General features: G+C 53.9%; 25 protein-coding genes and 3 pseudogenes. 10 read left to right on the top strand and 18 right to left on the bottom strand.

Annotated elements, in window-relative coordinates; translation table 11 throughout:
* Nucleotides 1-23: 23 nt before the first annotated feature.
* From ABKW30_RS09620 to ABKW30_RS09600, 5 genes are all read right to left on the bottom strand, one after another.
* On the bottom strand, nucleotides 24-1,202 hold the full coding sequence (locus ABKW30_RS09620) for a PLP-dependent transferase (RefSeq protein WP_348598663.1): 1,179 nt from the start codon (nucleotides 1,200-1,202) through the stop codon (nucleotides 24-26).
* 157 nt (nucleotides 1,203-1,359) lie between these two features.
* Nucleotides 1,360-2,142 carry an amino acid ABC transporter ATP-binding protein gene (locus ABKW30_RS09615; RefSeq protein ID WP_348598662.1) on the bottom strand — a complete coding sequence of 261 codons (783 nt, stop codon included), beginning with the start codon at nucleotides 2,140-2,142 and terminating at the stop codon, nucleotides 1,360-1,362.
* Nucleotides 2,143-2,145: 3 nt separating this feature from the next.
* Entirely contained in the window at nucleotides 2,146-3,057 is a 912-nt protein-coding gene (locus tag ABKW30_RS09610; protein WP_348598661.1) for an amino acid ABC transporter permease, read from the bottom strand.
* Between the two features lie 3 nt (nucleotides 3,058-3,060).
* Complete coding sequence (locus ABKW30_RS09605) at nucleotides 3,061-3,957, bottom strand: ABC transporter substrate-binding protein (protein WP_348598659.1); 897 nt, start codon at nucleotides 3,955-3,957, stop codon at nucleotides 3,061-3,063.
* Nucleotides 3,958-4,153: 196 nt separating this feature from the next.
* Entirely contained in the window at nucleotides 4,154-5,080 is a 927-nt protein-coding gene (locus ABKW30_RS09600) for a LysR family transcriptional regulator (protein WP_348598658.1), read from the bottom strand.
* An 86-nt stretch (nucleotides 5,081-5,166) separates the two neighbouring features.
* On the opposite strand from ABKW30_RS09600, the gene ABKW30_RS09595 reads away from it, so the two are divergent.
* Nucleotides 5,167-5,970, top strand: coding sequence for a phytanoyl-CoA dioxygenase family protein (locus ABKW30_RS09595; RefSeq protein WP_348598656.1), 804 nt, complete (start codon nucleotides 5,167-5,169; stop codon nucleotides 5,968-5,970).
* Between the two features lie 403 nt (nucleotides 5,971-6,373).
* Here the strand turns inward: ABKW30_RS09595 and ABKW30_RS09590 are convergent, their stop codons facing one another.
* The 6 genes from ABKW30_RS09590 to ABKW30_RS09565 all read right to left on the bottom strand — a co-directional run bounded on the left by ABKW30_RS09590 (nucleotide 6,374) and on the right by ABKW30_RS09565 (nucleotide 11,597).
* Nucleotides 6,374-7,273, bottom strand: coding sequence for a LysR substrate-binding domain-containing protein (locus ABKW30_RS09590; RefSeq protein WP_348598654.1), 900 nt, complete (start codon nucleotides 7,271-7,273; stop codon nucleotides 6,374-6,376).
* 445 nt (nucleotides 7,274-7,718) lie between these two features.
* Nucleotides 7,719-8,774, bottom strand: coding sequence for a linear amide C-N hydrolase (locus ABKW30_RS09585; protein ID WP_348598652.1), 1,056 nt, complete (start codon nucleotides 8,772-8,774; stop codon nucleotides 7,719-7,721).
* Between the two features lie 43 nt (nucleotides 8,775-8,817).
* Nucleotides 8,818-9,576, bottom strand: coding sequence for a hypothetical protein (locus ABKW30_RS09580; RefSeq protein ID WP_348599002.1), 759 nt, complete (start codon nucleotides 9,574-9,576; stop codon nucleotides 8,818-8,820).
* A 785-nt stretch (nucleotides 9,577-10,361) separates the two neighbouring features.
* Nucleotides 10,362-10,538 (bottom strand): hypothetical protein, encoded by a 177-nt coding sequence (locus tag ABKW30_RS09575; RefSeq protein WP_348598650.1) that lies wholly within the window; start codon nucleotides 10,536-10,538, stop codon nucleotides 10,362-10,364.
* Nucleotides 10,535-10,831, bottom strand: a complete 297-nt coding sequence (locus ABKW30_RS09570) for a hypothetical protein (RefSeq protein ID WP_348598649.1) — start codon at nucleotides 10,829-10,831, stop codon at nucleotides 10,535-10,537. The genes ABKW30_RS09575 and ABKW30_RS09570 overlap by 4 nt, the downstream gene beginning before the upstream one ends.
* Nucleotides 10,815-11,597 carry an MFS transporter gene (locus ABKW30_RS09565; RefSeq protein ID WP_348598647.1) on the bottom strand — a complete coding sequence of 261 codons (783 nt, stop codon included), beginning with the start codon at nucleotides 11,595-11,597 and terminating at the stop codon, nucleotides 10,815-10,817. The genes ABKW30_RS09570 and ABKW30_RS09565 overlap by 17 nt, the downstream gene beginning before the upstream one ends.
* A 163-nt stretch (nucleotides 11,598-11,760) precedes the next feature.
* Between ABKW30_RS09565 and ABKW30_RS09560 the strand changes: the two genes are divergently transcribed.
* Nucleotides 11,761-12,729, top strand: a complete 969-nt coding sequence (locus tag ABKW30_RS09560) for a LysR family transcriptional regulator (RefSeq protein WP_348598646.1) — start codon at nucleotides 11,761-11,763, stop codon at nucleotides 12,727-12,729.
* Here the strand turns inward: ABKW30_RS09560 and ABKW30_RS09555 are convergent.
* A pseudogene (locus tag ABKW30_RS09555) lies at nucleotides 12,708-13,004 on the bottom strand (transposase); the annotation flags it as partial. The gene ABKW30_RS09560 and the pseudogene ABKW30_RS09555 sit on opposite strands and share 22 nt — an antisense overlap.
* Nucleotides 13,005-13,499: 495 nt before the next feature.
* Here ABKW30_RS09555 and ABKW30_RS09550 point away from each other — a divergent pair.
* The gene (locus tag ABKW30_RS09550; protein WP_348598645.1) at nucleotides 13,500-15,230 is read left to right on the top strand and encodes a calcium-binding protein; all 1,731 of its coding nucleotides are present in this window, start codon (nucleotides 13,500-13,502) and stop codon (nucleotides 15,228-15,230) included.
* A gap of 119 nt (nucleotides 15,231-15,349) precedes the next feature.
* Here ABKW30_RS09550 and ABKW30_RS09545 read toward each other — a convergent pair whose 3' ends face one another.
* From ABKW30_RS09545 to ABKW30_RS09525, 5 genes are all read right to left on the bottom strand, one after another.
* Complete coding sequence (locus ABKW30_RS09545; RefSeq protein WP_348598643.1) at nucleotides 15,350-16,051, bottom strand: glycosyltransferase; 702 nt, start codon at nucleotides 16,049-16,051, stop codon at nucleotides 15,350-15,352.
* A 421-nt stretch (nucleotides 16,052-16,472) separates the two neighbouring features.
* The gene (locus tag ABKW30_RS09540; protein WP_348598642.1) at nucleotides 16,473-17,087 is read right to left on the bottom strand and encodes a hypothetical protein; all 615 of its coding nucleotides are present in this window, start codon (nucleotides 17,085-17,087) and stop codon (nucleotides 16,473-16,475) included.
* Nucleotides 17,088-17,291: 204 nt separating this feature from the next.
* Nucleotides 17,292-18,668: an ATP-binding protein gene (locus tag ABKW30_RS09535; protein WP_348598641.1), complete on the bottom strand. Its 1,377-nt coding sequence runs from the start codon at nucleotides 18,666-18,668 to the stop codon at nucleotides 17,292-17,294.
* Entirely contained in the window at nucleotides 18,665-19,321 is a 657-nt protein-coding gene (locus tag ABKW30_RS09530; protein ID WP_348598639.1) for a response regulator transcription factor, read from the bottom strand. The genes ABKW30_RS09535 and ABKW30_RS09530 overlap by 4 nt, the downstream gene beginning before the upstream one ends.
* A gap of 122 nt (nucleotides 19,322-19,443) precedes the next feature.
* Nucleotides 19,444-19,791, bottom strand: a complete 348-nt coding sequence (locus tag ABKW30_RS09525; RefSeq protein ID WP_348598637.1) for a hypothetical protein — start codon at nucleotides 19,789-19,791, stop codon at nucleotides 19,444-19,446.
* Nucleotides 19,792-19,810: 19 nt separating this feature from the next.
* Between ABKW30_RS09525 and comJ the strand changes: the two genes are divergently transcribed.
* The 3 genes and pseudogenes from comJ to ABKW30_RS09510 all read left to right on the top strand — a co-directional run.
* On the top strand, nucleotides 19,811-20,227 hold the full coding sequence (comJ, locus tag ABKW30_RS09520) for a competence protein ComJ (RefSeq protein ID WP_348598636.1): 417 nt from the start codon (nucleotides 19,811-19,813) through the stop codon (nucleotides 20,225-20,227).
* Nucleotides 20,228-20,242: 15 nt separating this feature from the next.
* Nucleotides 20,243-20,412, top strand: a pseudogene (locus tag ABKW30_RS09515) (IS110 family transposase); the annotation flags it as partial.
* A 101-nt stretch (nucleotides 20,413-20,513) separates the two neighbouring features.
* A pseudogene (locus ABKW30_RS09510) lies at nucleotides 20,514-20,624 on the top strand (plasmid stabilization protein); the annotation flags it as partial.
* Nucleotides 20,625-20,626: 2 nt separating this feature from the next.
* Here the strand turns inward: ABKW30_RS09510 and ABKW30_RS09505 are convergent.
* On the bottom strand, nucleotides 20,627-21,343 hold the full coding sequence (locus ABKW30_RS09505; protein WP_348598634.1) for a GntR family transcriptional regulator: 717 nt from the start codon (nucleotides 21,341-21,343) through the stop codon (nucleotides 20,627-20,629).
* A 109-nt stretch (nucleotides 21,344-21,452) separates the two neighbouring features.
* On the opposite strand from ABKW30_RS09505, the gene ABKW30_RS09500 reads away from it, so the two are divergent.
* From ABKW30_RS09500 to ABKW30_RS09485, 4 genes are all read left to right on the top strand, one after another.
* Nucleotides 21,453-22,967, top strand: coding sequence for an aldehyde dehydrogenase family protein (locus ABKW30_RS09500; RefSeq protein ID WP_348599001.1), 1,515 nt, complete (start codon nucleotides 21,453-21,455; stop codon nucleotides 22,965-22,967).
* Between the two features lie 120 nt (nucleotides 22,968-23,087).
* Nucleotides 23,088-24,038, top strand: a complete 951-nt coding sequence (locus ABKW30_RS09495) for a substrate-binding domain-containing protein (protein WP_348598633.1) — start codon at nucleotides 23,088-23,090, stop codon at nucleotides 24,036-24,038.
* 73 nt (nucleotides 24,039-24,111) lie between these two features.
* Nucleotides 24,112-25,131: an ABC transporter permease gene (locus ABKW30_RS09490; RefSeq protein WP_348598631.1), complete on the top strand. Its 1,020-nt coding sequence runs from the start codon at nucleotides 24,112-24,114 to the stop codon at nucleotides 25,129-25,131.
* Nucleotides 25,131-25,868 carry an ATP-binding cassette domain-containing protein gene (locus tag ABKW30_RS09485; RefSeq protein ID WP_348599000.1) on the top strand — a complete coding sequence of 246 codons (738 nt, stop codon included), beginning with the start codon at nucleotides 25,131-25,133 and terminating at the stop codon, nucleotides 25,866-25,868. Before ABKW30_RS09490 ends, ABKW30_RS09485 begins: the two co-directional genes overlap by 1 nt.
* Nucleotides 25,869-25,897: the final 29 nt, after the last annotated feature.

Raw genomic sequence — 25,897 nt, 5'->3', positions numbered from 1 at the left:
CTTGGGCCGTTGATAATCCCGGCTCATGCTGCCTTGTCCGGTGTTTCGATACTCGCGAGAAGACGTTCGATATCAGCCCATAACTCTCCTTCGTCCTCGAGACCGATACTCAGGCGCAAAATAACGGCTGGCCCGGACCAGGATGTAGCGCTTCGGGAGGTTTGAACCGACATGGGAGCTGCAAGGCTCCGCGTCCCACCCCAGGAGGCTCCGATGGCGAAAACCCTGAACGCATCAAGTGCTGCGGCTACATGGGGAGCCGCCGACTGCCGAAACAATATGCTGAAGACACCGCTTGATCCGAGAAAATCCCTTTTCCAAATCTCGTGTCCCGGGAAGGACTCGAGTGCGGGATGCAGAACTTTTTCAACCAGCGGATGGTTCTCGATCTTTCGGGCGAATGTAAGCGCAACCCTTTCGGAGTGACGCAGTCGTACACCGAGCGTCTCAAATCCTCGCAGAACAAGAGAGGCATCATCCGGCGAAACTCCGATACCCATCCGCCCTATGAGAGAACGGATCGGCTTTATAAGGATCTCCTCCTTGACTGTGATGGACCCCATCAACACGTCCGAATGGCCTGAGACGAATTTGGTCAGCGCTTCGGTGACAATGTCGGCTCCATGAGCCAAGGGCTTGAAGTTGAGAGGAGTCGCCCAGGTGTTGTCTACCCCGACCAGCGCTCCCCGATTATGAGCAATCGACGCTATCCTCGGAAGATCGATAATTTCCATTGTTGTTGAGCCAGGGCTCTCACACCAGACGACTCGGGTTGTGTCTCGCATTTTCGACGCGACATCCTGGGGCGACAAAGGATCGAAGAAATCGACTTCGACACCCAGTCGTCGCAAATCGGTTTCGGCAAGGTCCCGCATTGGAGGATAGGCTGTATCAGCTATCAATATGTGATCGCCGGATGCCAGAAATGGCAAAACCGCCATGGCGTTGGCAGCCTGACCGGAGGGCGCGAGAAAAGTCCAGGCGCCGCCTTCCAGATCGCTCAGCTTGGCTTCAAGTGTGCGCGTGGTGGGAGTCCCGTACAGACCATAAGAATAGCCCTGAATTCCGCGGTTCAAGCGAGACGCATAAGCAGCAGCATCCTTGAACACGATCGTTGAAGCGCGATGAACTCCCACAGCGAGTGGTACAAACCCCTCAGTCGGCACCTGCGGCGTCAGAACGCATTGCGTGAGATCATTCATGATAAAGGCCTTTCTAATATACTTGCACAGCCGTCGGGAAATCCCGATCGACGGTCCGCGATCTATTTCTGTTCAAACGAGTGGTTGATTACCGGCGCCAGTCTAACTTCCGTTTCTGCGCCTATGCGACCTACACTGATCACCATCCTGCATCGCCTCACAAAACCTTGGAAAGGAACGCAATGGTGCGCGGGTTCTTCGGATGCTCGAGTATCTCGCGGGGATACCCTTCTTCAACAACCTGCCCCTGGTCCATGAAGATCAGATGATTGCCGACTTCGCGGGCGAAGCCGATCTCGTGGGTAACGACAACCATCGTCATGCCGCTGGTCGCCAGGTTCTTGATGACTTCGAGAACCTCTCCAACCAGTTCCGGATCAAGGGCAGAGGTCGGTTCATCGAACAGCATCACCTCCGGGTCCATGGCAAGCGCCCGGGCTATCGCCACACGTTGCTGCTGTCCTCCTGAAAGCTGCCCCGGATAACGGCTACCCAAACCGCCAAGTCCGACGCGGTCGAGAAGGTCATGCGCCTTGGCGCGGGCTTTCTCCTTTGGCCAACCCTTGACGTACGACGGACCTTCCATCACGTTTTCCAACGCAGTCATGTGTGGAAAAAGATTGAAACGCTGGAACACCATACCCGTCAACCGCCGCTGCGCAGCGATCTGCCCGGGCGTCAGGGGATGGAAGCGACCCGCCCGCTCTGTAAAGCCCTGGAGCTCGCCTTTGAGGAAGATGCGCCCGGCAGAAATATTCTCCAATTGATTGATGCAACGAAGTAGAGTCGACTTTCCGGATCCGGAAGGGCCAATCGCAACGGATACTTCGCCGCGACGTACCTTTAAGTCTACGCCTTTAAGCGCATGCACAAGCCCGTAAAACTTATGAATGTTCTGCATTTCGACGCAGAATTCGGAAGAATTAGCATTCATATCCATGACCTACTCCGCCCGCGCTGGATGAACGGAAACGCCTTTTCCGAAATAGCGCTCAAGATAATATTGCCCAACCATCAGCACACTCGTAATGGCGAGATACCAGGTGCCAGCTACCATCAGGAGCGGGATTGGCTGATAGAGCCTGTTAGAGATCGCATTGGTTGCAAACGTCAGGTCAAGCGTAAAGGGAATGGCAAGAACCAGAGACGTCATCTTCAGCATTCCAATGGCTTCATTACCAGTCGGCGGGATGATAACCCGCATTGCCTGGGGCATGAGTATCCGCCACCAGATCTTCGACTGGCCCATACCGAGCGCCTGGGCAGCCTCCGCTTGTCCACGGTCGATCGAGTTGAACCCGGCCCGGAAAATCTCTGTCAGGTAGGCGGACTCGTTGAATCCGAGACCCAAAATAGCGGCAAGGGCTGGCGTGAGGATGTACTTCGTCTCGACGGTGATAATCTGTGGGCCAAACGGTATCGTCAGGCTCAGAGTTGGAAACAAAACTGCAAAGAGGCCCCAAAAGAGCAACTGCGTATAGATAGGCGTTCCCCGAAAGAACCATACCCAGGCATAGGCAAGTCCGCGGAGAACTGGATTGTCGCGGTCACGCAGGATTACCAGAAGGCCGGCGACCGTGATTGCGACGCTCATTGCAACGACTGTCAGAAGCAAAGTCCAGCCAACGCCGCGGATGACCTGGGGTGCAAACAGATATGTTAAATAGATATCCCAATGAAAGTTGGGATTCGCAACGACTGCTTGCAACACCTGCAGGACAACGATCCCCAGGATCACGACAGCCAGAAAGCGACCGGGATGGCGGCGGGGGATCACGACATTGCGGGCAACCGGCGAATTTTCAATGAGGACCGGCGCTATGCCGGTCTCTACGCTCTTCGCAGACAAAGTCATGGGCTAGGACTTCACGTTCGGGTTGACCGAAGCTTTGTCGATCATTGTCGAACCTATGCCCCAGGTGTCGAGAATCGCCTTATAAGTACCGTCCGCGATCAGCGAGTTTATCGTGTCGGCGATGAGTTCGGCCAGCGCCATATCCGACTTGGCAACGGCTATTCCATTCGGTCCATGTTCGCTGAAGGGACCAGTACCTACTTTTATTGTTTCCAACACACCCTTCGATTGCTTGGCCCCATAACCAATACCGGCCTCACCTGAAACTGTAGCATCGACACCGCCGACAGCGACGCGTGTCAGGGTCTCGGGCTGGGTCGCGAACGGAATGATTTCAATCCCGGCTTTGCCTTCGGATTTGCATCGCTCGTTCTCTTTGCGAACGGCTTTCTCGTGGTAGGTCCCCGATTGGACCGCGATCTTGTGGCCACAAGGATTCGTCGGATCGAAATTTGTAGGGTTGCCCGATTTGATCGCCCACAAGTCACCCGTATCCGCGTAACTGACGAAGTTGACAGCCTTCATACGCTCCTTCGTGATTGAAAATGCCGAGACGCCCAGATCGAACTTTGTACCAAGAGCCGGCAGGATTGCTTCGAAGGCTGATGTCTGGAATTCGATCTTGATGCCAAGCTTCTTGCCGATCGCGTTTGCAATATCGACATCGATGCCTTCAGGCGTTTGACCGTCCTTTTCACTCAGGAACTCCCAGGGTGCGTAAGCGGTGTCCGATCCGATCGTCAGCGCACCAGCGGCCTTGATCTTTTCGGGAAGACGAGCGGCCAAGGCATCCTCCACCTTGATCACGGAAGTATCGAAACCCTGGGCGGAAACTGCGTATGTTGTAGCTGTTATGACAAGCGCTGCCATAAGCGGTAGGCGAATGAACGTTTCGAACATTTTATGTTCCCCATCTTTATGATTGCGACGTGTCGGGTTGGCTTTAAAACCGAGCCCTATTCGTCTCGTGTACTATGGGAGCTGCCGTCCACGTCGTCCAATAATAAGATTGGGACACTCTATTCGTGTAGGTTATTGATAGAGACCAGGCGCGGTTGCGCTTGCGCGCGCGTCATGTCTGCGCATCGACCGCCTTTCAATAAGTCTCAATTCCGGATGAATCTGGCTGTGAAGGGAATTTCGCCAGTTCATGGATAGCCATGCGTATTTGTGGCAGGGGTGTCGGCTGGGCGCCAATATAGGCAAGCACGACCGGCTCGACGGCGGCCTGATCACTGATGCGGGTTCGTGCCACGGGCTTACCATCGTAGCTCAGGGTACCGGTAGGCTTGGTATAGCTTAACCCTGTGCCTTCACCATTCGCTGCCAAACTGCGTAGCAATTCAATCGATGCCGCCCTGTGCCTCACGACCGGTGTCACACCAATTCTGTGAAACAGTCCTAGCATATGTTGCATTGAGAGATCCTGATCCGACAAGATCAGCGGCCGATCAGCGATTTCTGCGAGCGACACCGCAGGTCGCACGGCCAGGTCATCCTCAGGCGAAACCCAAATGCAGGGCGCAACAGACATGAGCAGGTCACGTTTGAAAGTTGAGTCGAGGCCCAGGTCATAAGTCAAACCGATGTCGATCTGCCCCGACAAAAGCGCCTCGGTAAGTTTTTTAAACGATAGCGATAGTACCCGGACGTCCGTGTCCTGAAATGCTGTTCTGAGGACAACGAGTATCGGCGCCAGCCAGCTCGGTGCCAATTCTTCCAGGATTCCCAAAGTGGCATGCGCCTGTCTTTTTTGAGACAGCGTTCCCGGACGCTCAAGCTGTTCGGCATCTGCGAGGAGGGACTCCGCATCAGTAAGGAACATACGCCCAAAGGGGGTGGGAGTAATTGCAACTCCCTTGCGACGTAAAAACAGGAGTTCTCCTACGCAATTTTCGACATGCGTGATTGCTACTGACAGCGCGGGTTGCGAGACATTTAATCGGACTGAAGCCGTCGACAAACTGCCCGCTTTTCCAACGGCAACAACATACTCTAGCTGGCGCAATGTGATATGAAGCATTTTCTTATAACTTGCTTTTGAAGATATTATTAGAAATTAACTGCAGTTCCCGTCAGCGTGCAAGTCTACTATAGCGGGAGGATCCCATGCCAAACTCAATTATCACCCAAGCTCACATCGACACCTTCCAGTCGGATGGTGTCGTTCTCATCAGAGGACTGTTCAAGGACCATGTTGAAACACTGCGTCGTGGAATTGAGGCCAATATGGCCCAACCTGGACCTTACGCCGCCGAAAATCTCAAGGCGGGCGACGGTGGGCGGTTTTTTGACGATTATTGCAATTGGCAGCGCATCCCGGAATTCAACGAAGTTATCCGACAGTCTCCCGCAGCCGAAGTCGCAGCAGATCTGATGGCTTCGAATACCGTTCAGTTGTTCCATGATCATGTTCTGGTCAAAGAGCCAGGCACATCAAAACCCACGCCATGGCATCAGGATGGCCCTTACTATTTTGTTGAAGGAAAACAGACGATAAGCTTCTGGTCGCCGCTTGATCCCGTCCGCAAGGCATCGCTAAGGTGCGTGGCTGGCTCACATTTGTGGGAAAAGCCGGTCTTGCCTACGCGATGGCTTTCAGAGGAGAACTTCTATCCTGACGACAATCTTTATATGCCGGTTCCCGACCCTGACGCTGAAGGAATGCCTATCCGCGAGTGGGAAATGGAGCCAGGTGATGCCGTTGCATTCAATTATTATGTTTTGCATGGTGCCCGTGGCAATGAAAGCACAATGCGACGTCGAGCTTTTTCGCTGCGGCTCATTGGTAATGACGTAAGATACATTGAGCGCCCAGGGCGAACTTCCCCGCCATTTCCCGGTCATGACATGAAAAATGGTGACCGTCTGAGGGAAGATTGGTTCCCGATCTTGTGGCCTCATGCCAGTTAATTGTCGAGAAATGTTCGAAAGTAGAGGCAGTTAACCGCAAGCGTCCTTGAGATCAATGATGCCCGGGGCCGTCACCACACTGCAAAATTCCGGACATCATCTCCAAAGGGTACTTTCAGAACTGGAGGTTTGGAGACAGGGAGCTTGCAGCTCGCACAAACTAGCGCGGAGTAAGCCGCAAGGCACTGCTGCCGGGAGGCCTGATCTTGTAAGCGCCATTGGCTCCTTGAACAGGATGTAGTTTGTGATTAATTTCCTTGAGTATCTTGCGGCATCGGCATCATCATGGGCATGAAGCGAAATTTCCTGCATTACATCGGCAACTATCCAGTTTTCGGCCGTCGGCTAACGGATCCAATCAGCAGGCGGGTTCTTTCTCTTTGAAGTTACCGATAACCGTTTCCTAATTCCAATTCGGCAAGCCGGACCAAATAGTCTCGCGCAGGTCACCTATGAATTCCTGGAGATGTCGCGAAGCCATCCTGTTCGGCGGCGTAATCAGAAGCGTGCGGAAATGCAATGCCGGTTCGAATGGTTTGAGCGTCAGACCGTGGCCGATATAAGGCTCGGCCGTCAGTGGATCGACAAGTCCGATCCCGATACCGGCTGCGACCATGGCACAGATCGTAGTGGAATACGGTGTCTCCATCACCGTACTTATCCTGACGCCCATGCTTTGAAAGGTTACCTCAGCTTCGCGGCGGGTTGTGTCTTCCGGTGCCAGGGCAATGAAGGGGTGATCTGCCAGATCTTGAGGGCGAACTGTCTCGTAATCCTCAAGGGCGTGTCCTTCCGGCACTGCAACGGCCACCCTGAATCGGGCGAACTCCTCCACTGTGACGCCTGTCCGATCGATCTCGTCGGCGACGATTCCGATATCGAACTGTCCTGACGCTACGAGGTCTCGCACCGTGGAGGACATGCGGGCTTGAAATGTGACCGCAATATTCGGGTTACGCGCCATGAATATTTTCAAGGCGCGTGGAAGCACATTCGTCGATAGCGCAGAAAGGCAGGCAATCTTGAGCTCGCCGGAGCCGAAATCACGAATGCGCGCCGCCGCGCCGCGCAGATGGGCCAAGCCGAGGAAAGCAAATTCGACTTCCCGAAAGAAAAGCTGACCTTCAGGTGTGGGATGCAATCGACCCTTAAGGCGGCGGAACAGCGCAAAGCCAAGCGAGCGCTCAAGCTCTTGGATCATCTTGCTAACCGCCGGCTGTGATACATGCAACACCTCGGCTGCTTTCGCGGTGGTTCCATTTGTCATAACTACGCGGAAGACTTCGACTTGCCTCAAATTCATCGCATCCTCCCCCACAAGATCATAATTTCGGGCATAGACGTGCCTCACTTGCAAAGCTACTGCAACTGAAATCTGGTTTGTGTCACTGCTTGTCGGAAGGTTGAAGCCTGAAAGCGAAGTCAATCATGTCATAAGGCGCAAACACAGGCCCCCACCCAAATCAACAGCCACCAGGTTGACGAGCGAAATTTGATTTGAAAGCGGTAAGACAGCTTTCAATCGGCTGGGCAAAGAGCAGCATCGGGTGTAGCAAAACTCCTCGCTATGCCACCAACATTTGCGCCCGACTTTTGGAAGAGAAACTCCCCTTTAGTTTCAATGGCAACCGATATGCCGTGAATTAAGAAATCATCCGACATCCGGCATCTCTTATTCAATGGTAACGACGATAAATGTTCCTACGAGGACCGGCACCTCATATCCGTCCGTCATGCTCTGCTTTCCTTCATTCGGCGGCCATGAAGTCAAAAGGTTTTGCCGGGACGAACTCGTTCGATGCCTCCCCGGCAAAGATACGGTTCATGTCCACTCCGAGATCCAGTTTGCGGACATGCACGCCTTCAGAGAAGTCGAGCTTCTTCAAGTCCACCCAGAAAACGTTGGGTGACGTTGCCGATTCGCCGTAGAAAACCATGCTCTTCTGATCCGCCACCACACGCCAGCGGGTCGTGGAAAGGTTCGGCGCTTCGGGAAGGCTTACGCCATAGGGTACCGAAGCGTTGCGGATAACACTGAACACAGCGGCAGCCGCGATCCGGGGATCGTCGCTCCGGGTCACCGCGTTGATGTAAAAGCCGGCGCGCACGAAACGGTCTTCGGATCGACCACTGCCGGGGAGGAAGTTGAGGGAATCGACCGCGCTCCAGTATTTTTGGTTGGCGAGCTGGTCGTTATAGGGTGGGTCGTTCGTCACTACCTGATACGTGCGGCCATGATGGATGCTCAGCTTTCCGCCGATCCACTCGAGGACAGCACTATCGCCGGTGGCATCGGAGAGCGTCAGATGCAACGGGGCCAGACTGCCGGGACGGCCGGGCACCTCACCGCTCACTACCTCCACGGGATGGCTGCGCGCGTATTCGACCGCCTCTGCGACTGTTGCGAACTGATCGAGGTAAAACTGCGCCCAGATCGAGAGCGACATGCGAGGCGTCATCCCGTCATCCTCGGCGAACTTTGTGGCGTTGAGCCATAGCAGGCTGGCGTTGAGGCCAGCTTCGTTCATGCCGTCTACCGTCGAGATGTCATAGCCGGAGACGGCCAGGCTGCCGAACTTCGATGTCCATTCCACCGACCGCGAACCGGCGGCTCCATTGCGCTTCATCCCACGAGGAAAGACCCAGAAGTTGCTCACCATAGGATCCTTGAAGTCCATATTGCGGCCTGTGAGGTTCCGCCCTTCAGGCCCCTGATAGACGACCCGTGTGCAGGCCTGGCCCTCGGCGGTCAGCAGGGCCGCGGCGGTAGTTAAGGCGGCGAAAATGCGTGTGAAGCGAGACATATTGAACACCAATCCATAAAAAACTGCGAGAAACCTTTGCCGATCAGAACCGATAGGTCACGCCGAGAACCGGGCCGCTGAGGCGCGTATCATAAACGTGACCGTTGTGTTTGTAATCGACGTCGAGCACCTTGTAGCCTACGGAGGCGGAAAGGCGATCGCTGAAGACGTAATTGACGGTAGCCATCGCTGACCATGTAAGATCAGAACCAGCACCGAAGCCACCGATATCGGCCTGCCCCTGAAGAGACAGCTGTTCCGTCAGTGGAAGGAAGGCGCGCAGGCCGACCAGCGGATCGACCCAGCCGAAGCTTTCGTCATAGCTGACAGACCCGCTCATACCGCCAAGGCTCCCGGTAAGCTTCACATTGTTGGAGACGTGCCAGACGCGCGCGCCGCCAAGGGCATCGAGGGTGAACTGCGGCCTGTCGATGACCCGGTAGCCGCCCATCAATGTCGCGGTGAACTGTTTTGTATCGACCTTCGCATCGATGTTGCCGCCCGGCGGTATCACACCGCTGCCGGGAATCGTGAATGCCGGCAGCGAGCCGGTACTATGGCTGTCCGTCGTATCGACGTACATGATGTCGCCCGAGAAGACGAAGCGGTCGTAACGTCCCCAGATGTTGATGAAGCCGCCTATGTTAAGGTTTTCCAGGACGTCCGGGAAAGATTTCTCGACGCCGATCGTCGGGCCGCGCCGGAACGGCGAAATATATCCGTCGAGGCTGGCCGCCCACATATAGGGTGTGACCTGCAAAGCCCAGTTTGGAGATTTCGCCGGGCCGTGCTCTTCGGGCATGTCAGGGGTAGCGTCCGCGCCATACGCGGAATGTGCGCCGCAGACGAGGAAGGATAAGACAATAAAAACGGCATACCAGGGCGACAGAACATCGCCGAGGCCGGTGACAATCGGCTTCCCCTGGCGGCTGTGGCAGGCGCGATCCCGACCCTGGATCGGCTCCTGGGAAATTTTGCCGGATCGAAATACCATGATGCGCCCCGCTCTCTGCATCCAGACTGCCAGTATTCGCCAGGAAATCGGCGATGTCGAGCCCCTTGCTCCTAAAGGTTTTGCAGAAATTCCCGCAACCTGCGACAGACAGGATCCGATCTGCAAGGTCTGCTTTAAGCGTCCTCGCCTCCTGTTGGCGGATCAACCGTGATTCAATGAAAGCCATAGGCTGTGCCGGCTGCATGATTGCCGGCCCAACTACTCAGTTTCCCAGGATTGAGCATCCGTATGACCGACAAAATGTGCGTTCCATCAGTCTCGAAAGATGTAACTGCATAGATACGACCATCAATTTTCCCGACTGCGCCAGCTCGACCATTAACGTTACCGACTCCAATGGAGAACTCCTGCGGCAGTTTCCCCAGGACGCCTTTCTCCAGACGCACAATACGTTTTGATCCGACAATCGGGCGCAACGCAGCCCACGCCTTTCCGCCGCTATCGCTAATGAAGACAGCATCCGGGCTGCGCAGAAAGGCTTACTGCACGGCGTCTTCGGCAGCGTGATTTCGTTTGGTTAACCCAGTCAGAGCGCGTGCTGACGTCAACCGGCATAGCGCTCTGACCTACGATCAGAGACGTCGGCTCGCGGGAAATCCGTGACGTCGGGCTGAAAATGCAATCACAGCCGTGAATGCGAGGAGCGGCACCACGGTCCATGGAAAGGCACTGACTCCGGCATTTTCAAGCAGTAGCCCTCCGAGTATCCCTCCACCGGCCATGGCGACATTCCACACAGTGACAATCATGGATTGCGCCACATCGGCGGCTTCCCCGGCAGCTTTGGCCGCGGCGGTCTGGACAAGTGTCGCCACGCCCCCCACGCAAGTCCCCACGCCACCACTGCAACGATGGCAGCTGTTGCGTCAGCGCCTCCAAACCCGAGGATCAGCACGGCGACGAGGAACAAGAATATGCTGGCCAGAAGCAGTTCCCGGAGCCAGCGATCAATCAGCACTCCCACCGCCCAGATGCTTGCCAATGCAACGACGCCGAAGATGAGGAGGATCAGGTCGATGCGTTCGCTAATCCCTGAGGGCACGAGGATCGGCGCGATGTAGGTGTAGAGGGGTGTTATGCGCGAGTACGAAGGTGAAGGTCACCAGCAAAACAGGTCGGATGCCGGATATCTTGAAAACACTGACAAGCGACAGACGCTGTTCGTTTGATTGCCCAGGGAAGTCGGGCATGCGCATCGCGACCCATATAAACAGCACCAGGGCCAAGAGACTCATGATGCCGAAGACAACTCGCCAGCCTGTCAGGGAAGCGAGAAAAGCAAAAGCGGGGATGCCGATCGAGAGCGCCAGCGGAATGCCCACCATTGCAATGGTCATGGAACGGCCTTTGAAGTGATCAGGAACCATACGAACGACATAGCCCGCAACCAGCGCCCAAAGAAGGCCAGCGAAGATTCCAGCGACGAAGCGAGCGCCGATAGTCAGGGCATAGCTGGTAGAAAACGCCGTAATCGTATTGACCACTGTGAAGCCTCCGATCGCAATCAGCAGCAGTGGCCGGCGCCGCCAACCTTGTGTTGCCGCCGTCAGTGGAATGGCGGTGGCGAGGGTTCCAATTGCATAGACGGTAACCAACTGACCGATCAGCGCTTCGGAAACGCCGAGGTCATGGCTCATCAAAGGCAGAATGCCTGCAGGTGAGGCTTCGGTCAGGACGGTAATGAAAGTCGCGAGAGCCAACGCGAGAAGGTTGGCCAGCGGTAGCCGGTCAGCCTGCCGCAACCTCTCGAATGACTGATGTAACGGTTGACCCGTATCGGCTTGGCCTGCCGTATTTGCAGAATTCATGAGCGTTTTGTCTCCAGGGAATGCCGTTTGTGTTGCAAGGCCGAGGTGACGGTCTTCGACTGTTCTGGCCCTGCTCACTCCCAAGATACCGAAGTGCCAAGTTTAGAAAATTGGGCTATAGTTCTAAACATATCGGAATTATATTCCGCATTGTGAGGTGAACTTGGACACGTTTGGAACACTGAAAATCTTTGTGCACGTCGCCGACGCCCGTAGTTTCACAGTTGCCGGGAGGCAGCTGGGCCTCTCCTCCTCCGCCGCGGGAAAAGCCCTTACCCGCCTGGAAGAGCATCTGGGTGTCCGGCTTCTGCATCGGTCCACCCGTTCCGTTACGTTGACCCCGGAAGGCAATTGTTTTCTGGAGCGCAGTCGGCGTATTCTTGGAGAGTTCGAGGCGGCTGAACGCGAGGTGGCGATCACCAGGCAGTCGCCAAGTGGCACGTTGCGTGTCAGCCTTCCGCTTGCCGGGATGCTTATGATGCCGGCGCTCAGCGCCTTCATGCTTGCGTATCCTGAAGTGGAACTTGATCTCGACTTCACGGATCGACTGGTTGACGTGATCGATGAGGGCCTTGATGTTGTAATCAGGGCCGGAGAGGTTCGCGACTCTCGATTGATGACGCGCACGCTAGGGCAATTCCGGCTGATGCTGGTCTGTTCGCCCCGGTATGTCGCGCGATCAGGTATGCCTCGACAGCCTGCCGATCTGAGGCACCATGCCTGCTTGCATCACCGATATGCGACAAGCGGAAAACTGGAGCCCTGGCCAATTAAATCCAGCCAGAATGCGATCGATCTCCCGCGAAGAGCCGTGGCCAACACTATCGAACCGCTCATCGATATGGCCGAACGCGGCCTGGGCATCGCTTGCCTGCCCGATTTTGCCATCAGGGACCAGCTAAGAACTGGCCTGCTAACGGCCGTCCTCGAGGATCATACCAGGCATGAAGGAACGTTCCGGCTCCTTTGGCCATCAAGCCGATACATGTCCCCGAAATTGCGGGTCTTCGTCGATTATATGAGCGAACATCTGATTGCCGGGTCGCAGTCTCCGTCGCGGACTGGTCCAATGGACAAGATGCCGTCAAGCAGTTCGAATTCCGGAGCGTTTCATGTTTTGACAAAAACATAGCCGGCATTGTTGAGATAGTTGGCGCATTCATGGGGCTGGATTGTTTCGACCAGTCTCCGATATGACGCCATGTGTCTTCGATGGTCCGCTTCTGTGCGTGCCGCATCCAATGCCTGATCTTCGAAAAGGCCGGCTCGATCGGATTGAGGTCGGGGTGAACAGGGTGGCAGAAACCAGAGCCGTGCGCCGGCAGCTTTGATCGTCTGGCGGATGGCGATTGACTTGTGGCTGCCGGGGTTGTCCATAATGACGATATCGCCTGGCTTGAGGACTGGACCCACTCCGAAAAAGACAGGCCTTTCTGCTGACGTTGTCGTTTCAACAGAGCTTGCAGCGTCTGCTCTGCTTCCACGATGAAGCGGGTAATTGGCAGGAAGGTCCCCATCCTGTTCTCCGTATGGCCAGGGTTTCGGTTTGTCGAGAAGCTCGCGGAGCGCGGAAGCAGGTATGCGTGTCCGCTCGGTCGCGCTACTGATGGCAAGGGTTTATTGCATCTCGAACAATTGGTTTCATAACCCGCATACTAAAACCGCTCGGTGAAAACCCCGTCAACTTTACAGTACGCCTGTATTGTCCATGGTACCGTGCCTGAGCGGCGCGCTGAACTCTATCAATATTTATTTTAATATTAAAATTAATTTACCCGTAGAATAGAATAACTCCTGCATACTATATTGGTTGAATCTCGATTTACTACCGGTTAAACCTGCTTGCTTTCAAATTCTGTTATTGTTTACTATAAATACCTGCTGGCAATTGGAGGATAAGGCATGACTGCGAGCTGGAATCATTTAAATTCGTCAGAAAACCAGAAAGAAATTTCTACTGTGACCGTTTCCGCGCGTGAGGATGTCGTGCTTTCCCTCGCGACAATCGATGGAACAGAAGGGGACGATGTTCTGGATGGTACTGGCGAAGACGATCGGATCAACGGGTATGGTGGGCACGATACCTTGTTCGGCCATGGCGGTGATGATGTCTTGAATGGAGGCGGAGGCGGCGATCATCTGGAGGGCGGCGATGGTGATGACTGGCTTAATACCGCTGTGGGCGACGTAGGCTGGGATGATCTGCTGGTTGGCGGAGCCGGCGACGATATCCTTACCTCCGGGTTTGGCAATGATCGTCTTCATGGCGGTGATGGTGATGACGTTTTAATCAGTGGCGGTGAAGGCAAGAGCTCGACCACCGGCGGCGACAGGGATGGTGACCAGCTTTACGGTGATGCCGGTAACGACACGCTCATTGGCAGCAGCATGAGCGACAGGCTTTACGGTGGAGATGGCGATGACGCTCTCTTTGGAGGGGACGAACAGGACATCCTCTACGGTGATGCCGGCGCTGACTTCATGGATGGCGGGCTTGGCGGAGACTATGTTGATTATCGTGCTGCCGATACCGGCGTAAGGGTCGATTTGCAGAACGGTCTCGGTCACGGCGGGATCGCGGAGGGTGATATTTACCGCAACATAGAAAACATACGGGGTAGCGATTTTTCCGACGTGTTGATCGGCAATGATGCAAACAATTTGCTTCTGGGATTTGATGGCAACGACGCCCTCTATGGCGGTGATGGCGACGACCGGTTGGAAGGTGGTGACGGCGACGACCTCCTGATGGGCGGAGCCGGTGATGACTATTTTGCCAACGAACCGGGAGCCGACCATTTCGATGGAGGAGAGGGGTCTGACACAATATCGCTGCGTTCGTATGATGGCGTTCCTGGCGCTGTAATTGTCAATCTTGCAGAGGGAACTGCTTCCGGAGGAGCACTCGACCCGGGAGATACGTTCACCAACATTGAAAATGTCATGGCCACGCAATTCCACGATACCCTCATCGGGGACGGCAACGACAATACCTTTACCGGCTATAAGGGTGCTGACTATATTGACGGCGGTGAGGGCTCGGATACCGTACAATACATTGGTCAGCCTTATGGCGGCGGCGGGCATTTCGGAATTGGTGTAAACATCAATCTCGCTACCGGCCGGGTCTATGGCGCCGATGCCAACGGTGACACACTTGTCAGTATCGAGAATGTCATCGGCTCAGGCTACAATGACGTTATCGCAGGCAGTGATGACGACAACCACCTGACCGGTGGTGGGGGGGCCGACGACATATCCGGCGGCGCAGGTGACGATGTTCTTGTCGATCACGACGGAGGAGATTTTCTTCAGGGCGGTGCGGGAGCGGATGTGTTTGTGTTCAATTATGGAACGGCCAGCCTCATCAGGGATTTTTCCTTTACCGAAGGCGACCGTATTGATCTCACCGAATTTTATGGACCCGACAACTGGATCACTCAACAGCCTGAGGACCTCTCATTTCTTGGATATCGTGACTTTACCGGCGAGGCCGGGCAGCTAAATCTTGTCCAGAATCTGGAATCAACGCTTGTCCAGATTGATCTCGACGGAGATCTCGCTACAGATTTTCAGATCACTCTGGAATCGGCAACCGGACCACTCACATCTGATGCATTCTATTTACTATAAATAGAGAAGGCTGACCGGATTGAGATATTCAGCCTTCCTTGCCAGGCTTGCTCGACAATAACCTGCAGCATCATTTTTCTGGCTCTGCGTTATAACCATAACCAAAAGCTCCCGAGCGCCTAGACCAGTTCCCAATCGCCATCGATCTCACTGGCCGCCGAACGCCATTCGTCAGCATAGTCTACATTCTGCCAATCTTTGAACCAAGGGCCGCCATTGGTAAAATGAACGGCGCTCGGATATCCGCTGGCAGGCTTTTCATTCCATCCCTCCAGCCAGTTCCATTCAAGTGGAATCTCGCCTATTTCATTGTCGTTGGCCCATTGCATGCGATGTAGATAGGCGCCACTTTCGCGGTTTATCACTTCCGGCGTCAACCTGCGGGTGGACGGATGACTGCAGTTAAACAACATAAAAGATGACCAGTTCTTCCGTGGATAATTTGTCTGGACTTTGCCATCCATTTTCGAGGCTGCCTTGGGTGTATAGTCATGTTTTACACAGACCACAGCTTTTGAATCATCCCTGTAGTCCCATAGCCCGGCGACGTCGGAAAAGAACAGGAAATCGCAATCACAAAAAAGCGCCCACCCCTTGAAGCCAGCGAGCCAGGGTGTATAAAAACGTGAATAGGTGAACTCTGTCGAGGCCAGCGGATCAACTTCGCGCGTGTAAACACCCTGCTCAACGAGATCAGCGAGTTTTATTGGCGTAACCCGCGCAGGGATTGATGCGTGTTTGAGCAAGGTGCTTTTGGCAACTTCATATGCGATTGGCTCACGCGAGTCCCACCCTATAAAAACATTAAGCGATCGATCCATAGTAAATTCCTTTATCTCGAAGTTCTTCGTGGATTGGACGCAGCTGATGTTTGGCTGCGGAGCTGTCGATCCCCGGGGTCTTGCAGACGTATCGTAGTGGTATGTCACAAAGCCAATGTGCTCAGCGTGAGTGTCCACCTTCTCCATAATGAAACGCCCTTTTTTGTCTGTTTGAAAATGGTCCGGTTCTTCGATCAAATGATGCCGCCCGACAAAAAATATCGGCCAATCGTCTTCTGGTCAGCAAAGGACACCGCGCGGTTTTGATGATGAAGTGCTGATTGTACTTCTTGAATGACACATCTACAGGCGGCATTGATATCATGTTGCCAGTATTTGCCGTGCAGAGGAGTAGTTGCCAGGACGGCTTCTGATCTCTGCGACCATGCTCAATGTACACGGCGTGACCGCATGAAGTACGTCATTCAAGTATACTGGTTTTCCCAGTCGCTATATTGCGTTCAACCCACTGCTTTTCAGCGTCCCAGCTGTGACGCTTCCAGCCTTCCCAACTGAAGCCGCATAGTTTTATATCCCACTCCGCGGGTGGAAACATTTGAAGGACATACCGGATACCGAAATAACCGGTGCTTGGAAAAATGGTATGCATTTCTGATTCCGACAATCCAAGTTCAGCACAACCGGCAAGATAAAATTGCGGCGGCATGATGCGTATTTCTTTTCCGGCACCTCCTACGATTTCTATGGTTTTTTCTGTCCAATCAGATCGTCTGCCCTTGAGTTGCGATAGAATGTTCGGTTTGGGATGATACTTTCGAATAATGCTTGGATGATAGGCAAGCATGACTTCCCTTGCTGCCTTGAACGTGGGGCTTTGCGTAAAGGAAAGATCATTCAACCGTCGTTGCATGGGTTTGCTCGAGGTTGCAAGGATCAGAAGGTCCGTGCGCGTGCCACTCAACCCCACCGACAATTTAGGCTCGTTGAATCGTACTATGAAATCTGCTGCATCGATGGTTTGCGAACGATCACCAGGCAACGTCCCGTTGCCAACCACGACAGCTGTCTTTCGCATTCATCAAGTCTTCCGTTCATTGCTGTTAGTCACCTAGCAAATTGTGATGAAGTCCTGATGAGGTGAAACTGAACTGAAACTGAAATGCTGGCAGGCGGATGAAAAGGGGCCATTATTGCTGCCTGAGCAAAATAACCGCGCTGGAGGACGGTGCACATCAACCTGTATGAGGGAGGTACACCGGCGCTCGCAATATTCAGCCAGTTAGGCGCGGGGCAGATGCACTTCCACCCAAAGACCTTGTCCAGACCGCGGTTCTTTCAGGATAATGCTGGCAGAAAATCGCCTGACGATATCGGCAACGATCGCCAATCCCAATCCGGCTCCCTCAGTCTCGAGCGTATCGCCTCGATGAAATCGTTGAAACACGGTTTCCTGCTGGTCAGAGGCGATACCCGGACCATTGTCAATAACCGAGAGGTGCCAGTTTGGACCATGAGAGGCAATCGTGACTTCGATCCGGCCCTCCACCGGTGTATATTTTACAGCGTTATCAATCAGATTGGTGACCATCAATTGTAAAAGAACGTCATCCGCAAGAACCTCGGCATTTTCGGAGCCTTGCAGGGACAGATCAAGTCGTTTTGCTGCTGCGTGATATCCCATTTCAGCCATAACCGCAGCAACGCTATTGTAGAGATTGATTGGTGAAAGAACCATCTGATAGTGATTGACTCTGCTGGTATGCAGCAACTGTTCAATCAGGCGCATTGCACGGTCATTGCTCCTGACAAGATCAAGAGCGATACTCCTGCGATCCTCTTCACTGTCCGCAGAGGCAAGCATTTGCAATAGTAGTTTTATACCAGCCTGTGGCGTCCTGAGTTGATGGGCGGCAAGGTCAGAAAACCGACGCTCTGATTGTAAAGAACGTTCAAGTGTATGCAGCAACTGATTGATCGATAAACCGAGAGGATGAAGGTCAGGTGGCAGATTGCCAAGAAAAAGCGGCGACATGGCGTCAGGTGTTCGGCTGCGTACTTCCTGGACCAATCCATAAATCGGACGCAGCCCTCGCTTGATGCCTATCCAAATTAGCAATGTGATCGTAGGAAAGAGAACGAGTAGCGGAAATACAAGGTTGAGCATAATCCTTGTAACAAGCGCTTGACGCAACGCCGTTTTCCCCCCCACCTCGACAACAATTGATGTTTGCGACACTGGTAATGAGTAAATACGCCACTCCTCGCCCTCATATTGAACATTCGTAAAGCCTGGCGGTTGTATGGGTATCTCGGCGGGAATGGCAGTGCTGGAGAAAAGCTGGATATGGCCATCTTTCCATAGGCGGAACATATGGGCGTAGGCATAGTCGTCTGCCTCGTCATTGATAGCGATCTGACTGGCCATATTCAAATCGATCCCCTTGATCTCTTCGGGCTGGCCGTCATCGTTCTGATCTACATTCTTCTGAAACAATGACCACAGAATATTCGTGTCGTTTATCAGTTGAGCATCGTAGACATGATTGATCTCCTTTGTGGCGCTCTTGAAAGCGAAGAAGCTGATCGCAGCTATGGCAATGAGCAGTATGGGCGCGGTTCGGAGGAAAAGCTGACGTGTAAGTGTTGAGCTTTTCATTTTTCCACCATGTACCCCACACCGCGCATAGAGTGGATGAAACTACTGCCTAACTTTTTGCGCAAGGAATAGATTATGACTTCAATTGTGTTGCTCTCGATAATTCGTGTAGCGTCATAGAGTGCATATTCGATGTCGCTCTTCGTCACATACTTCCCCGCTCGTTCCATTAAAAGCTTCAGCATCTTGAATTCTTGCGCCGTCATTGGAATCTGCGTACCCAATTTGTAGACAACCAAGGCTGCAGGATCCAGTTCAACATCATGACACTTGAGAGTACCGTCACTTCGTCCTTCACTTCTTCGTACAAGCGCTCGTACCCTTGCCAGCAGTTCATTGAGGTCAAATGGTTTGACGAGGTAGTCGTCGGCACCGCTGTCGAGGCCATCCACTTTATGTGGTGTCCCATCCAGAGCAGTCAAAAGTAGGACCGGGACCTTGTTGCCACCCTGCCGAGCGGTTTGCAAAATCTTCAATCCATTTATTTTGGGCAAATTGATATCAAGAACGACGACAGAAAAAACAAAAGTCTCCAGGGCGGCAAGACCTGCCTCGCCATCCCGATACCAGTCAACGCCATAGGCGTGCCTTTCAAAGGCACGTTTGAGGGAAGAACCCAGGATCGGATCGTCCTCTACAAGCAATAAGCGCATTACGATTTATTCTTCCATATTTCCGAACTGCCGCAGCGTTGCGCAATTGGAGCCAGAGGCGATCTCGGCCGATTGTTCAATTGCCGGCAGCTCACAGCGGGGTGTTTTTGTCGTCACTGCAGTTATACTGTGGGTGTAATGTCAGTAATAGAAATTTTTAGGATGCGTTTATAAGCGATGTCGGTGACCAGCATCGACGGGACTTCAGTTTTCCATTGCTTTGCCAGAGAAGTCTGGTCATCTGGAACTGAAATAAGTATCATTGTATAATCGCTTGTCGACAGGCAGGGGTTTAGTTGATGGCAGGCAGGTAAGCGGATTGGTCGTTTTGAGCGGAACAGGATCGGACTTTTGACCAGGTGCTGATGCTCGCCGACAGGCCGCAACAGGCAGGTTTCCTCGTGAGCCCGGCAAGCAGCCGGATGAGTATCCGCCAGCATAAACACGACCGAGCGCTTTTCGCTCACCATAAGCTATGCGCAGATCGCAGTGTTCGATCCCGATCTGGAGAACCCTTTTAATGGCTGGAACGGTCGTCAATACACGCAAGGGTTTTCACGGCGTGAAGGCTGTGTTTCCTTTGCTGTGCCAGACGGAAGCACGGCTTTTGTTGAGGTGCTTACCGAAAAAGACAACACTCAACTGCCGGGTCAGCCAACGCGGGTAATTTTGGTCACGTTCTACTTGCTGCAAGATCGCGTGGTTATCGGGTCGATCATGGATGAGCGGACGACGGTGCTCGGTGCCGGAAAATACCAGCTGACCTTTGAACTGCTGCAGGGAGCGGTCCAAGGTGGTCAGGCTTATGAAAAGTTTATAAGATTAGCGTTCGTTAAAAGTGAGGCGTCCGCGTTCGAGATCATGCTCGCGGATGCCGAGATGAATGTCGATCTGCCCCTTGGATAAGAACGCCGAACTGTTCCGTCCCCGCACTTAATTGCAGCACGGAATAAGGACACGTCATTGATGCGGCATGAAATGTGGTTGGACGCAAGGTGGGGAAAGAGCATTTGTTGGCAGATATTCATGCCACGGCCACCCGCTCCATCGGCCTTCCGGTTGATCCGGATTCAGACGCTATCGGCATATTCTGAACTAATTCAGTCTGCTCGATGCTGATACCATCAAGCAATCAATTGCCATTTTGATGGCTTATTTGTTCTGTGCTGTATGCGAACGAAAGGAGACTGTAATGGCAGAACCCCAACTATCTGTATGAAGTGCCCGCGCTCGCGGTCTCGCACACCGGCTGGCACGACACGAAAATCGATCAATTGCTGATATCGTGGAGCGTGCTCTTGATTTCTAGTCAAAAAGCCCTGGATTATCTGCCTCGATTTGCGGCAAATCATTCAAGATGCCGTTCAGATGCAATTGCATGGCATTCCCTGCGGTATCGGCATCTTTCATATCAATGGCGGTGACGATCATTTCATGCTGCAGTATCAGATTGCTCATAGAAGCTGGATTGCGCAGCTGCAGGTTGCAGACACGATCCATATGCGCCTTGATATCGGAAATCGCATTCCAGGCTAAGCCACAACCGGCACCTTCTGCAATAGCCATATGAAACTGCTCGTCTTCCCTTCGGAAGGCGTTGTGATCCCGTGCTTCCATGGCGGTTCTCTGCCTGTCGAGAATACCGTCAAGCTTTCGGCGGGTCCATGTGTCGAAGCTCTCGCTTGCGCGCCGTGCCACGGCAACCTCGATCGCCTCTCGCACAAAACGAGCTTCCATCATCTGCCGAGCCGAAATCTTGACAACAACCGTTCCTCGGTTAGGTCTGATTTCAACAAGCTTGGATTTACCGAGCGCGATCAGCGCTTCTCGTACCGGCTGCCGGGAAACCCCCATGCGATTGGCAATCTCCTGTTCGGAAAGCCGTGAGCCCGGTGAGAGATCGAGACAAATGATCGCCTCGCGCAAATCGCGTTCCACCTGTGCGGCAGTTGTTTCACCAGTGTCGATCTTCAAGGTTTCGAGGTTCATGCTTTTCGCCGTTGCGGTCTCGTTGACAATCATCAATAACCACCATACAGTACCATACAATTAAAAGGGAACACAAGCGCGGCGCAATGTACGCCGGGCGATATGGAGGAGCTGGGGCCAAAGCCCTGGTAGATAAATGACGATATACCCGAATTTTATAAGCCCGAATTCCAGTGATCCGCGATTACAGAGCAGATCGCGGTACCAGATGCTTGTTGATGGCAAGTCCGTCGATGCAGCTTCCGGAAAAACCATTGACCGGGTTAGTCCGGGTCATGCCGGAATTATAGTCGGCACGTGGCCCGATGCTTCTGCTGACGACGTCCGGGCAGCGATCGCCGCGGCTCGGCGCGCTTTCGACACGGGACCTTGGCCGACGATGTCTGGTGCCGAGCGTTCCCGTTTGATGTTCAAGACAGCTGAGCTCATTCTTGCCCACGTAGAAGAAATCGCGCTGATCGAGAGCCTTGAGGTTGGCAAGCCAATCGCGCAGGCGAGAGGCGAAATCACCTTTTGTGCTGATCTTTGGTCCTATGCGGCTGGCCAGGCGCGTGCGTTGGAGGGCCAAACTCACAACAACATCGGTGACAATCGGCTCGGTCTCGTGCTGCGGGAACCCGTAGGCGTCGTTGGTATTATCACACCTTGGAATTTCCCATTCATTATCGCGTCTGAACGGGTGCCATGGGCGATTGGCGGCGGTTGCACGGTGGTGCTTAAACCCTCCGAATTCACCTCCGGCACATCAATCCGAATGGCGGAGTTGGCACGCGAGGCCGGTATTCCAGAGGGCGTGTTCAACGTTGTCACGGGATATGGCGATCCGGCGGGTCAGGTTCTGGCTGAAGACCCGGGTACCGATATGATCGCCTTTACAGGTTCAGTCCGGGTTGGCACGAAGCTCGGTGAAATTGCTGCGCGAAGCGTTAAACGCGTTGGCCTCGAACTTGGCGGCAAAGGTCCGCAGATCGTTTTTGCCGATGCTGACCTGGAAGCCGCGGCCGACGGCATCGCCTACGGCGTTTATCACAATGCCGGCCAGTGCTGCATCTCCGGAAGCAGGTTGCTTGTGCAGGAAAATGTCCGCGATGAACTTCTGGAGCGTCTTCTCGATATTTCTCGCAAGGTGACCTTTGGTGATCCGCTGAACGAGCAATCCAAAATTGGTGCCATCATCTCGGAAGCGCATGCCGCCAAAGTGCATTCCTACGTCGAAGCAGGGCAAGCCGAAGGCGCGAAACTGCTGCTCGGGGGGGTGCGGGTCGGTGAAGATTCCGGTCTCTACTATGCACCTACGGTTTTTTCCGGTGTCACGGCCGATATGTCGATTGCGCGGGAAGAAATCTTTGGGCCTGTCCTTTCGACGCTGACATTCAAGACGGCAGATGAAGCTGTCGCTTTGGCAAATGCCTCGGAATATGGTCTGTCAGCGAGCGTGTGGTCGACCAATCTGGAGAATGCGCTGCAAAGTATCCGGCGCATCCGGGCCGGAAGGTGCTGGATTAACAGCATCATCGACGGAGCACCGGAACTGCCGATTGGCGGCTATAAAAAAAGCGGCCTGGGCCGTGAGCTTGGCCGTTACGGTTTTGATGAATATTCGCAGTTCAAGGGCATTCATGTGACCTTGGGCCGACCGGATCCTTGGTTCGGATAACACGGATTATCAAACTGAGGGGGAGGAGAACATCTTGACTGGCGCGATCTTTGGTCGGAGCTCGCCAGCCAAGATATGGGTCTTTCGACCCGATTGCACATCCATAGGGAGGATACGCAAATGACATTGACCAAAATGAAAACCGCAATGCTCGCAGCTTGCGCAGCTATGGCCTTCACATCTACCGCAGTAGCGGCGGATGTCAAGGCAACGATGATCATCTACCTCGATCCGAGTGTCCAGTTCTTTAATCCGGTGGTGAAAGGTGCACAGGATGCCGCGGCACAGTTCGGCGTGGATCTCGATGTGCAATACGCCAACAATGATCCTGTTCGTCAGAACGACCTGATCGAAAGCGCCACCGTCAGCGGCGTTGACGGCATCGCCGTTGCGATTTCCAGTTCAGATGCTTTTGATGCCAGTATTTGTGCTGCCGTCAAGGCGGGCATTATTGTTATTGGCTTCAACAATGACGATCTCGATGGCGCCAAGGGCAATTGTCGCCAGGCTTATGTGGGAATGGACGAATTCGCCTCGGGTTATGAGCTTGGCAATCGCATGATCGAGCAGTTCGGCCTGAAGGAAGGTGATGTCGTATTCAACCCGCGCGAAATTCCCGAGGCAAGCTTCGCGGTGGCGAGGGGTGGTGGCATCGAGAAGGCGATGACGGAAAAAGGCATCAAGGTCGAGACAGTTCGTTCAGGCCTCGATCCAGCTGAAGCGCAGAACATCATTGCTCAATTTCTGATTGCAAATCCCGGCGTCAAGGCGCTGTTCGGAACCGGCTCTGTCACCTCGACGGTCGGGGCAGGCGCAATTAAGGATGCCGGTGTGAACATCCCCTTCGGCGGGTTCGATCTTGCGGTGGAAATCGTCAACGCCGTAGAATCTGGTGCGATGTTCGCAACGATGGACCAGCAACCCTACTTGCAGGGCTACTATCCTATTGCCCAGATTGCGCTTGCGAAAAAATACGGTCTGACGCCGACAGATGTCGACACGGGTCAAGGTGCCTTTCTCGATAAATCGCGCATCAGTTCGGTCAAGCCGCTGATCGGCAGCTACCGATAGGGCGCCACGCCTGAAAGACCTTTCGGCTTTGCGCCGGAAGGTCTTCCGCCATCCCTGCAACAGAGTAACGACTGTGACCATCACCATGACCGACAGTGCCGTGCCGAAATCGCGCATCCGAAAACAATCGCTGCTCAAACAGATTATGACGATGCCGGCGGGCGCCATTCTGTTGGTTTTCGTCACTCTGCAGATCGCCTGCATCGTCGGTGCGCTCGCCTATCCCGACGACTTTCGTTATTTATCGCCCCAGAACCTGACGATCCTCATGAAAGCCATACCGGTGCTGGGCTGCCTGGCGCTTGGCGCAGGCATCCTGATGATCGCGGGCGAATTCGATCTGTCTATCGGTTCCGTATACACATTCACTGCAATCTTGATGGCAACGCTGGTCAATGCTGATGTGAGCGCTTTTATTGCCGCACCACTAGGAATTCTTACAGGCGTTTTGATCGGCTTGCTTAACGGGACGATCACACTGCGTTTCGGCCTGCCGTCATTCATCGTCACGTTGGGAGGCTTGCTGTTCTGGCGTGGTGCTGTGCTGCTTTATAATGGTGCCGTCCAGGTGCGGTTTGACCCAGAGCCAATCTTTACCAGCCTTTTTGCCGGTACGTTCCTGGGCGTGAACGCTGCCTTCATCTGGATTATCCTGTTCGTGGTGGGCTTTTATCTGCTGCTGCACCGCCACAAATTCGGCAACCACGTTTTTGCAACGGGAGGTAACAGGCCAGCGGCAACGGCTATCGGCATTAATACCGACCGTGTGAAGCTTGTTGCCTTCGCCATAGCTGGCGGCATGGCAGCCGTTGCGGGAATCATAGCGACTGCACGTGTCGGCAGCGTTCAGCCAGGGCAGGGAGCAGGGCTTGAGCTACAGGCGATTGCAGCCTGTGTTATCGGCGGACTTTCCTTAAGCGGCGGTCGCGGTTCGATCATTGGCATCTTTCTTGGTGTCATGCTGATCCACACCATCACCGATGTACTTCTCCTTTTGAGAGCGCCGGGCTTCTATCTCGACATGTTCATCGCCACCCTCATAGTGGTCGCTGCCGCCTTCAATCATCTCATCGAACGCCGGGGGGCTGCATGATGTCCTCGTCACACCTTCTGGAACTGCATAATATCTCCAAGAGTTACGGCGCTCTGACCGCGCTAAGTGACTTGAATTTCCACGTCGGCCACAGTGAGGTTGTTGGTCTCCTGGGCGACAACGGCGCCGGCAAATCGACTACGGTCAACCTCATTTCGGGGATACAGAAACCGACCACCGGTCACCTGACCATCGACGGTGAGAAAACAATGTTTACCTGCCGCTCCGACTCCGCCGATGCAGGTATTGAAACAATCTACCAGAACACTGCGCTCGTGGATTCTTTGTCGATCACGCGTAACATTTTTATGGGGCGAGAGCGTGTTAATGCGTTTGGATTCCTGAAACAGACCGAGATGCGTGAAATCGCTATGGAGGTGCTGGAGAAAGCCGTCCACATTTCCGGTATCGATTCACCCGACAAACTGGTGGGTGACCTTTCGGGCGGTCAGAAGCAAGCGGTCGCCATCGCCCGCGCCGTGTTCTTCAAGCGCCGCGTACTGCTACTCGACGAACCGACGTCGGCTTTGTCCGTGCGCGAAACAGAAGCACTGCTCGCGCAGGTGCTGAAGCTGAAGGCAGAGAACGTGTCGAGTGTCCTGGTGACCCATAATCTTTATCACGCTTACCAAGTCTGTGACCGTTTTGTGATCATGAGCCATGGGACCAAGGTTTTCGATGTGAAGAAGGCAGACACCACGATTAGTCAGCTGACCGAATACGTCGTCCTCACCTGACTTGCTATTAAAACATCAAGGGGCAAATG

The organism is Phyllobacterium sp. SB3 (assembly GCF_040009165.1).
Taxonomy (GTDB): Bacteria; Pseudomonadota; Alphaproteobacteria; order Rhizobiales; family Rhizobiaceae; genus Phyllobacterium.
Note: the sequence above shows the minus strand (reverse complement) of the source record. Positions and strands in the feature narration are given on the sequence as shown.

Excerpts from the sequence above, each read along its gene's own strand:
- ABKW30_RS09620 (WP_348598663.1), bottom strand. The coding sequence starts at position 1,202 with ATGAATGATCTCACGCAATGCGTTCTGACGCCGCAGGTGCCGACTGAG.
- ABKW30_RS09615 (WP_348598662.1), bottom strand. The coding sequence starts at position 2,142 with ATGGATATGAATGCTAATTCTTCCGAATTCTGCGTCGAAATGCAGAAC.
- ABKW30_RS09610 (WP_348598661.1), bottom strand. The coding sequence starts at position 3,057 with ATGACTTTGTCTGCGAAGAGCGTAGAGACCGGCATAGCGCCGGTCCTC.
- ABKW30_RS09605 (WP_348598659.1), bottom strand. The coding sequence starts at position 3,957 with ATGTTCGAAACGTTCATTCGCCTACCGCTTATGGCAGCGCTTGTCATA.
- ABKW30_RS09600 (WP_348598658.1), bottom strand. The coding sequence starts at position 5,080 with ATGCTTCATATCACATTGCGCCAGCTAGAGTATGTTGTTGCCGTTGGA.
- ABKW30_RS09595 (WP_348598656.1), top strand. The coding sequence starts at position 5,167 with ATGCCAAACTCAATTATCACCCAAGCTCACATCGACACCTTCCAGTCG.
- ABKW30_RS09590 (WP_348598654.1), bottom strand. The coding sequence starts at position 7,273 with ATGAATTTGAGGCAAGTCGAAGTCTTCCGCGTAGTTATGACAAATGGA.
- ABKW30_RS09585 (WP_348598652.1), bottom strand. The coding sequence starts at position 8,774 with ATGTCTCGCTTCACACGCATTTTCGCCGCCTTAACTACCGCCGCGGCC.
- ABKW30_RS09580 (WP_348599002.1), bottom strand. The coding sequence starts at position 9,576 with ATGCCCGAAGAGCACGGCCCGGCGAAATCTCCAAACTGGGCTTTGCAG.
- ABKW30_RS09575 (WP_348598650.1), bottom strand. The coding sequence starts at position 10,538 with ATGATTGTCACTGTGTGGAATGTCGCCATGGCCGGTGGAGGGATACTC.
- ABKW30_RS09565 (WP_348598647.1), bottom strand. The coding sequence starts at position 11,597 with ATGAATTCTGCAAATACGGCAGGCCAAGCCGATACGGGTCAACCGTTA.
- ABKW30_RS09550 (WP_348598645.1), top strand. The coding sequence starts at position 13,500 with ATGACTGCGAGCTGGAATCATTTAAATTCGTCAGAAAACCAGAAAGAA.
- ABKW30_RS09545 (WP_348598643.1), bottom strand. The coding sequence starts at position 16,051 with ATGGATCGATCGCTTAATGTTTTTATAGGGTGGGACTCGCGTGAGCCA.
- ABKW30_RS09540 (WP_348598642.1), bottom strand. The coding sequence starts at position 17,087 with ATGCGAAAGACAGCTGTCGTGGTTGGCAACGGGACGTTGCCTGGTGAT.
- ABKW30_RS09535 (WP_348598641.1), bottom strand. The coding sequence starts at position 18,668 with ATGAAAAGCTCAACACTTACACGTCAGCTTTTCCTCCGAACCGCGCCC.
- ABKW30_RS09530 (WP_348598639.1), bottom strand. The coding sequence starts at position 19,321 with ATGCGCTTATTGCTTGTAGAGGACGATCCGATCCTGGGTTCTTCCCTC.
- ABKW30_RS09525 (WP_348598637.1), bottom strand. The coding sequence starts at position 19,791 with ATGGTGAGCGAAAAGCGCTCGGTCGTGTTTATGCTGGCGGATACTCAT.
- ABKW30_RS09505 (WP_348598634.1), bottom strand. The coding sequence starts at position 21,343 with ATGATTGTCAACGAGACCGCAACGGCGAAAAGCATGAACCTCGAAACC.
- ABKW30_RS09495 (WP_348598633.1), top strand. The coding sequence starts at position 23,088 with ATGACATTGACCAAAATGAAAACCGCAATGCTCGCAGCTTGCGCAGCT.
- ABKW30_RS09485 (WP_348599000.1), top strand. The coding sequence starts at position 25,131 with ATGTCCTCGTCACACCTTCTGGAACTGCATAATATCTCCAAGAGTTAC.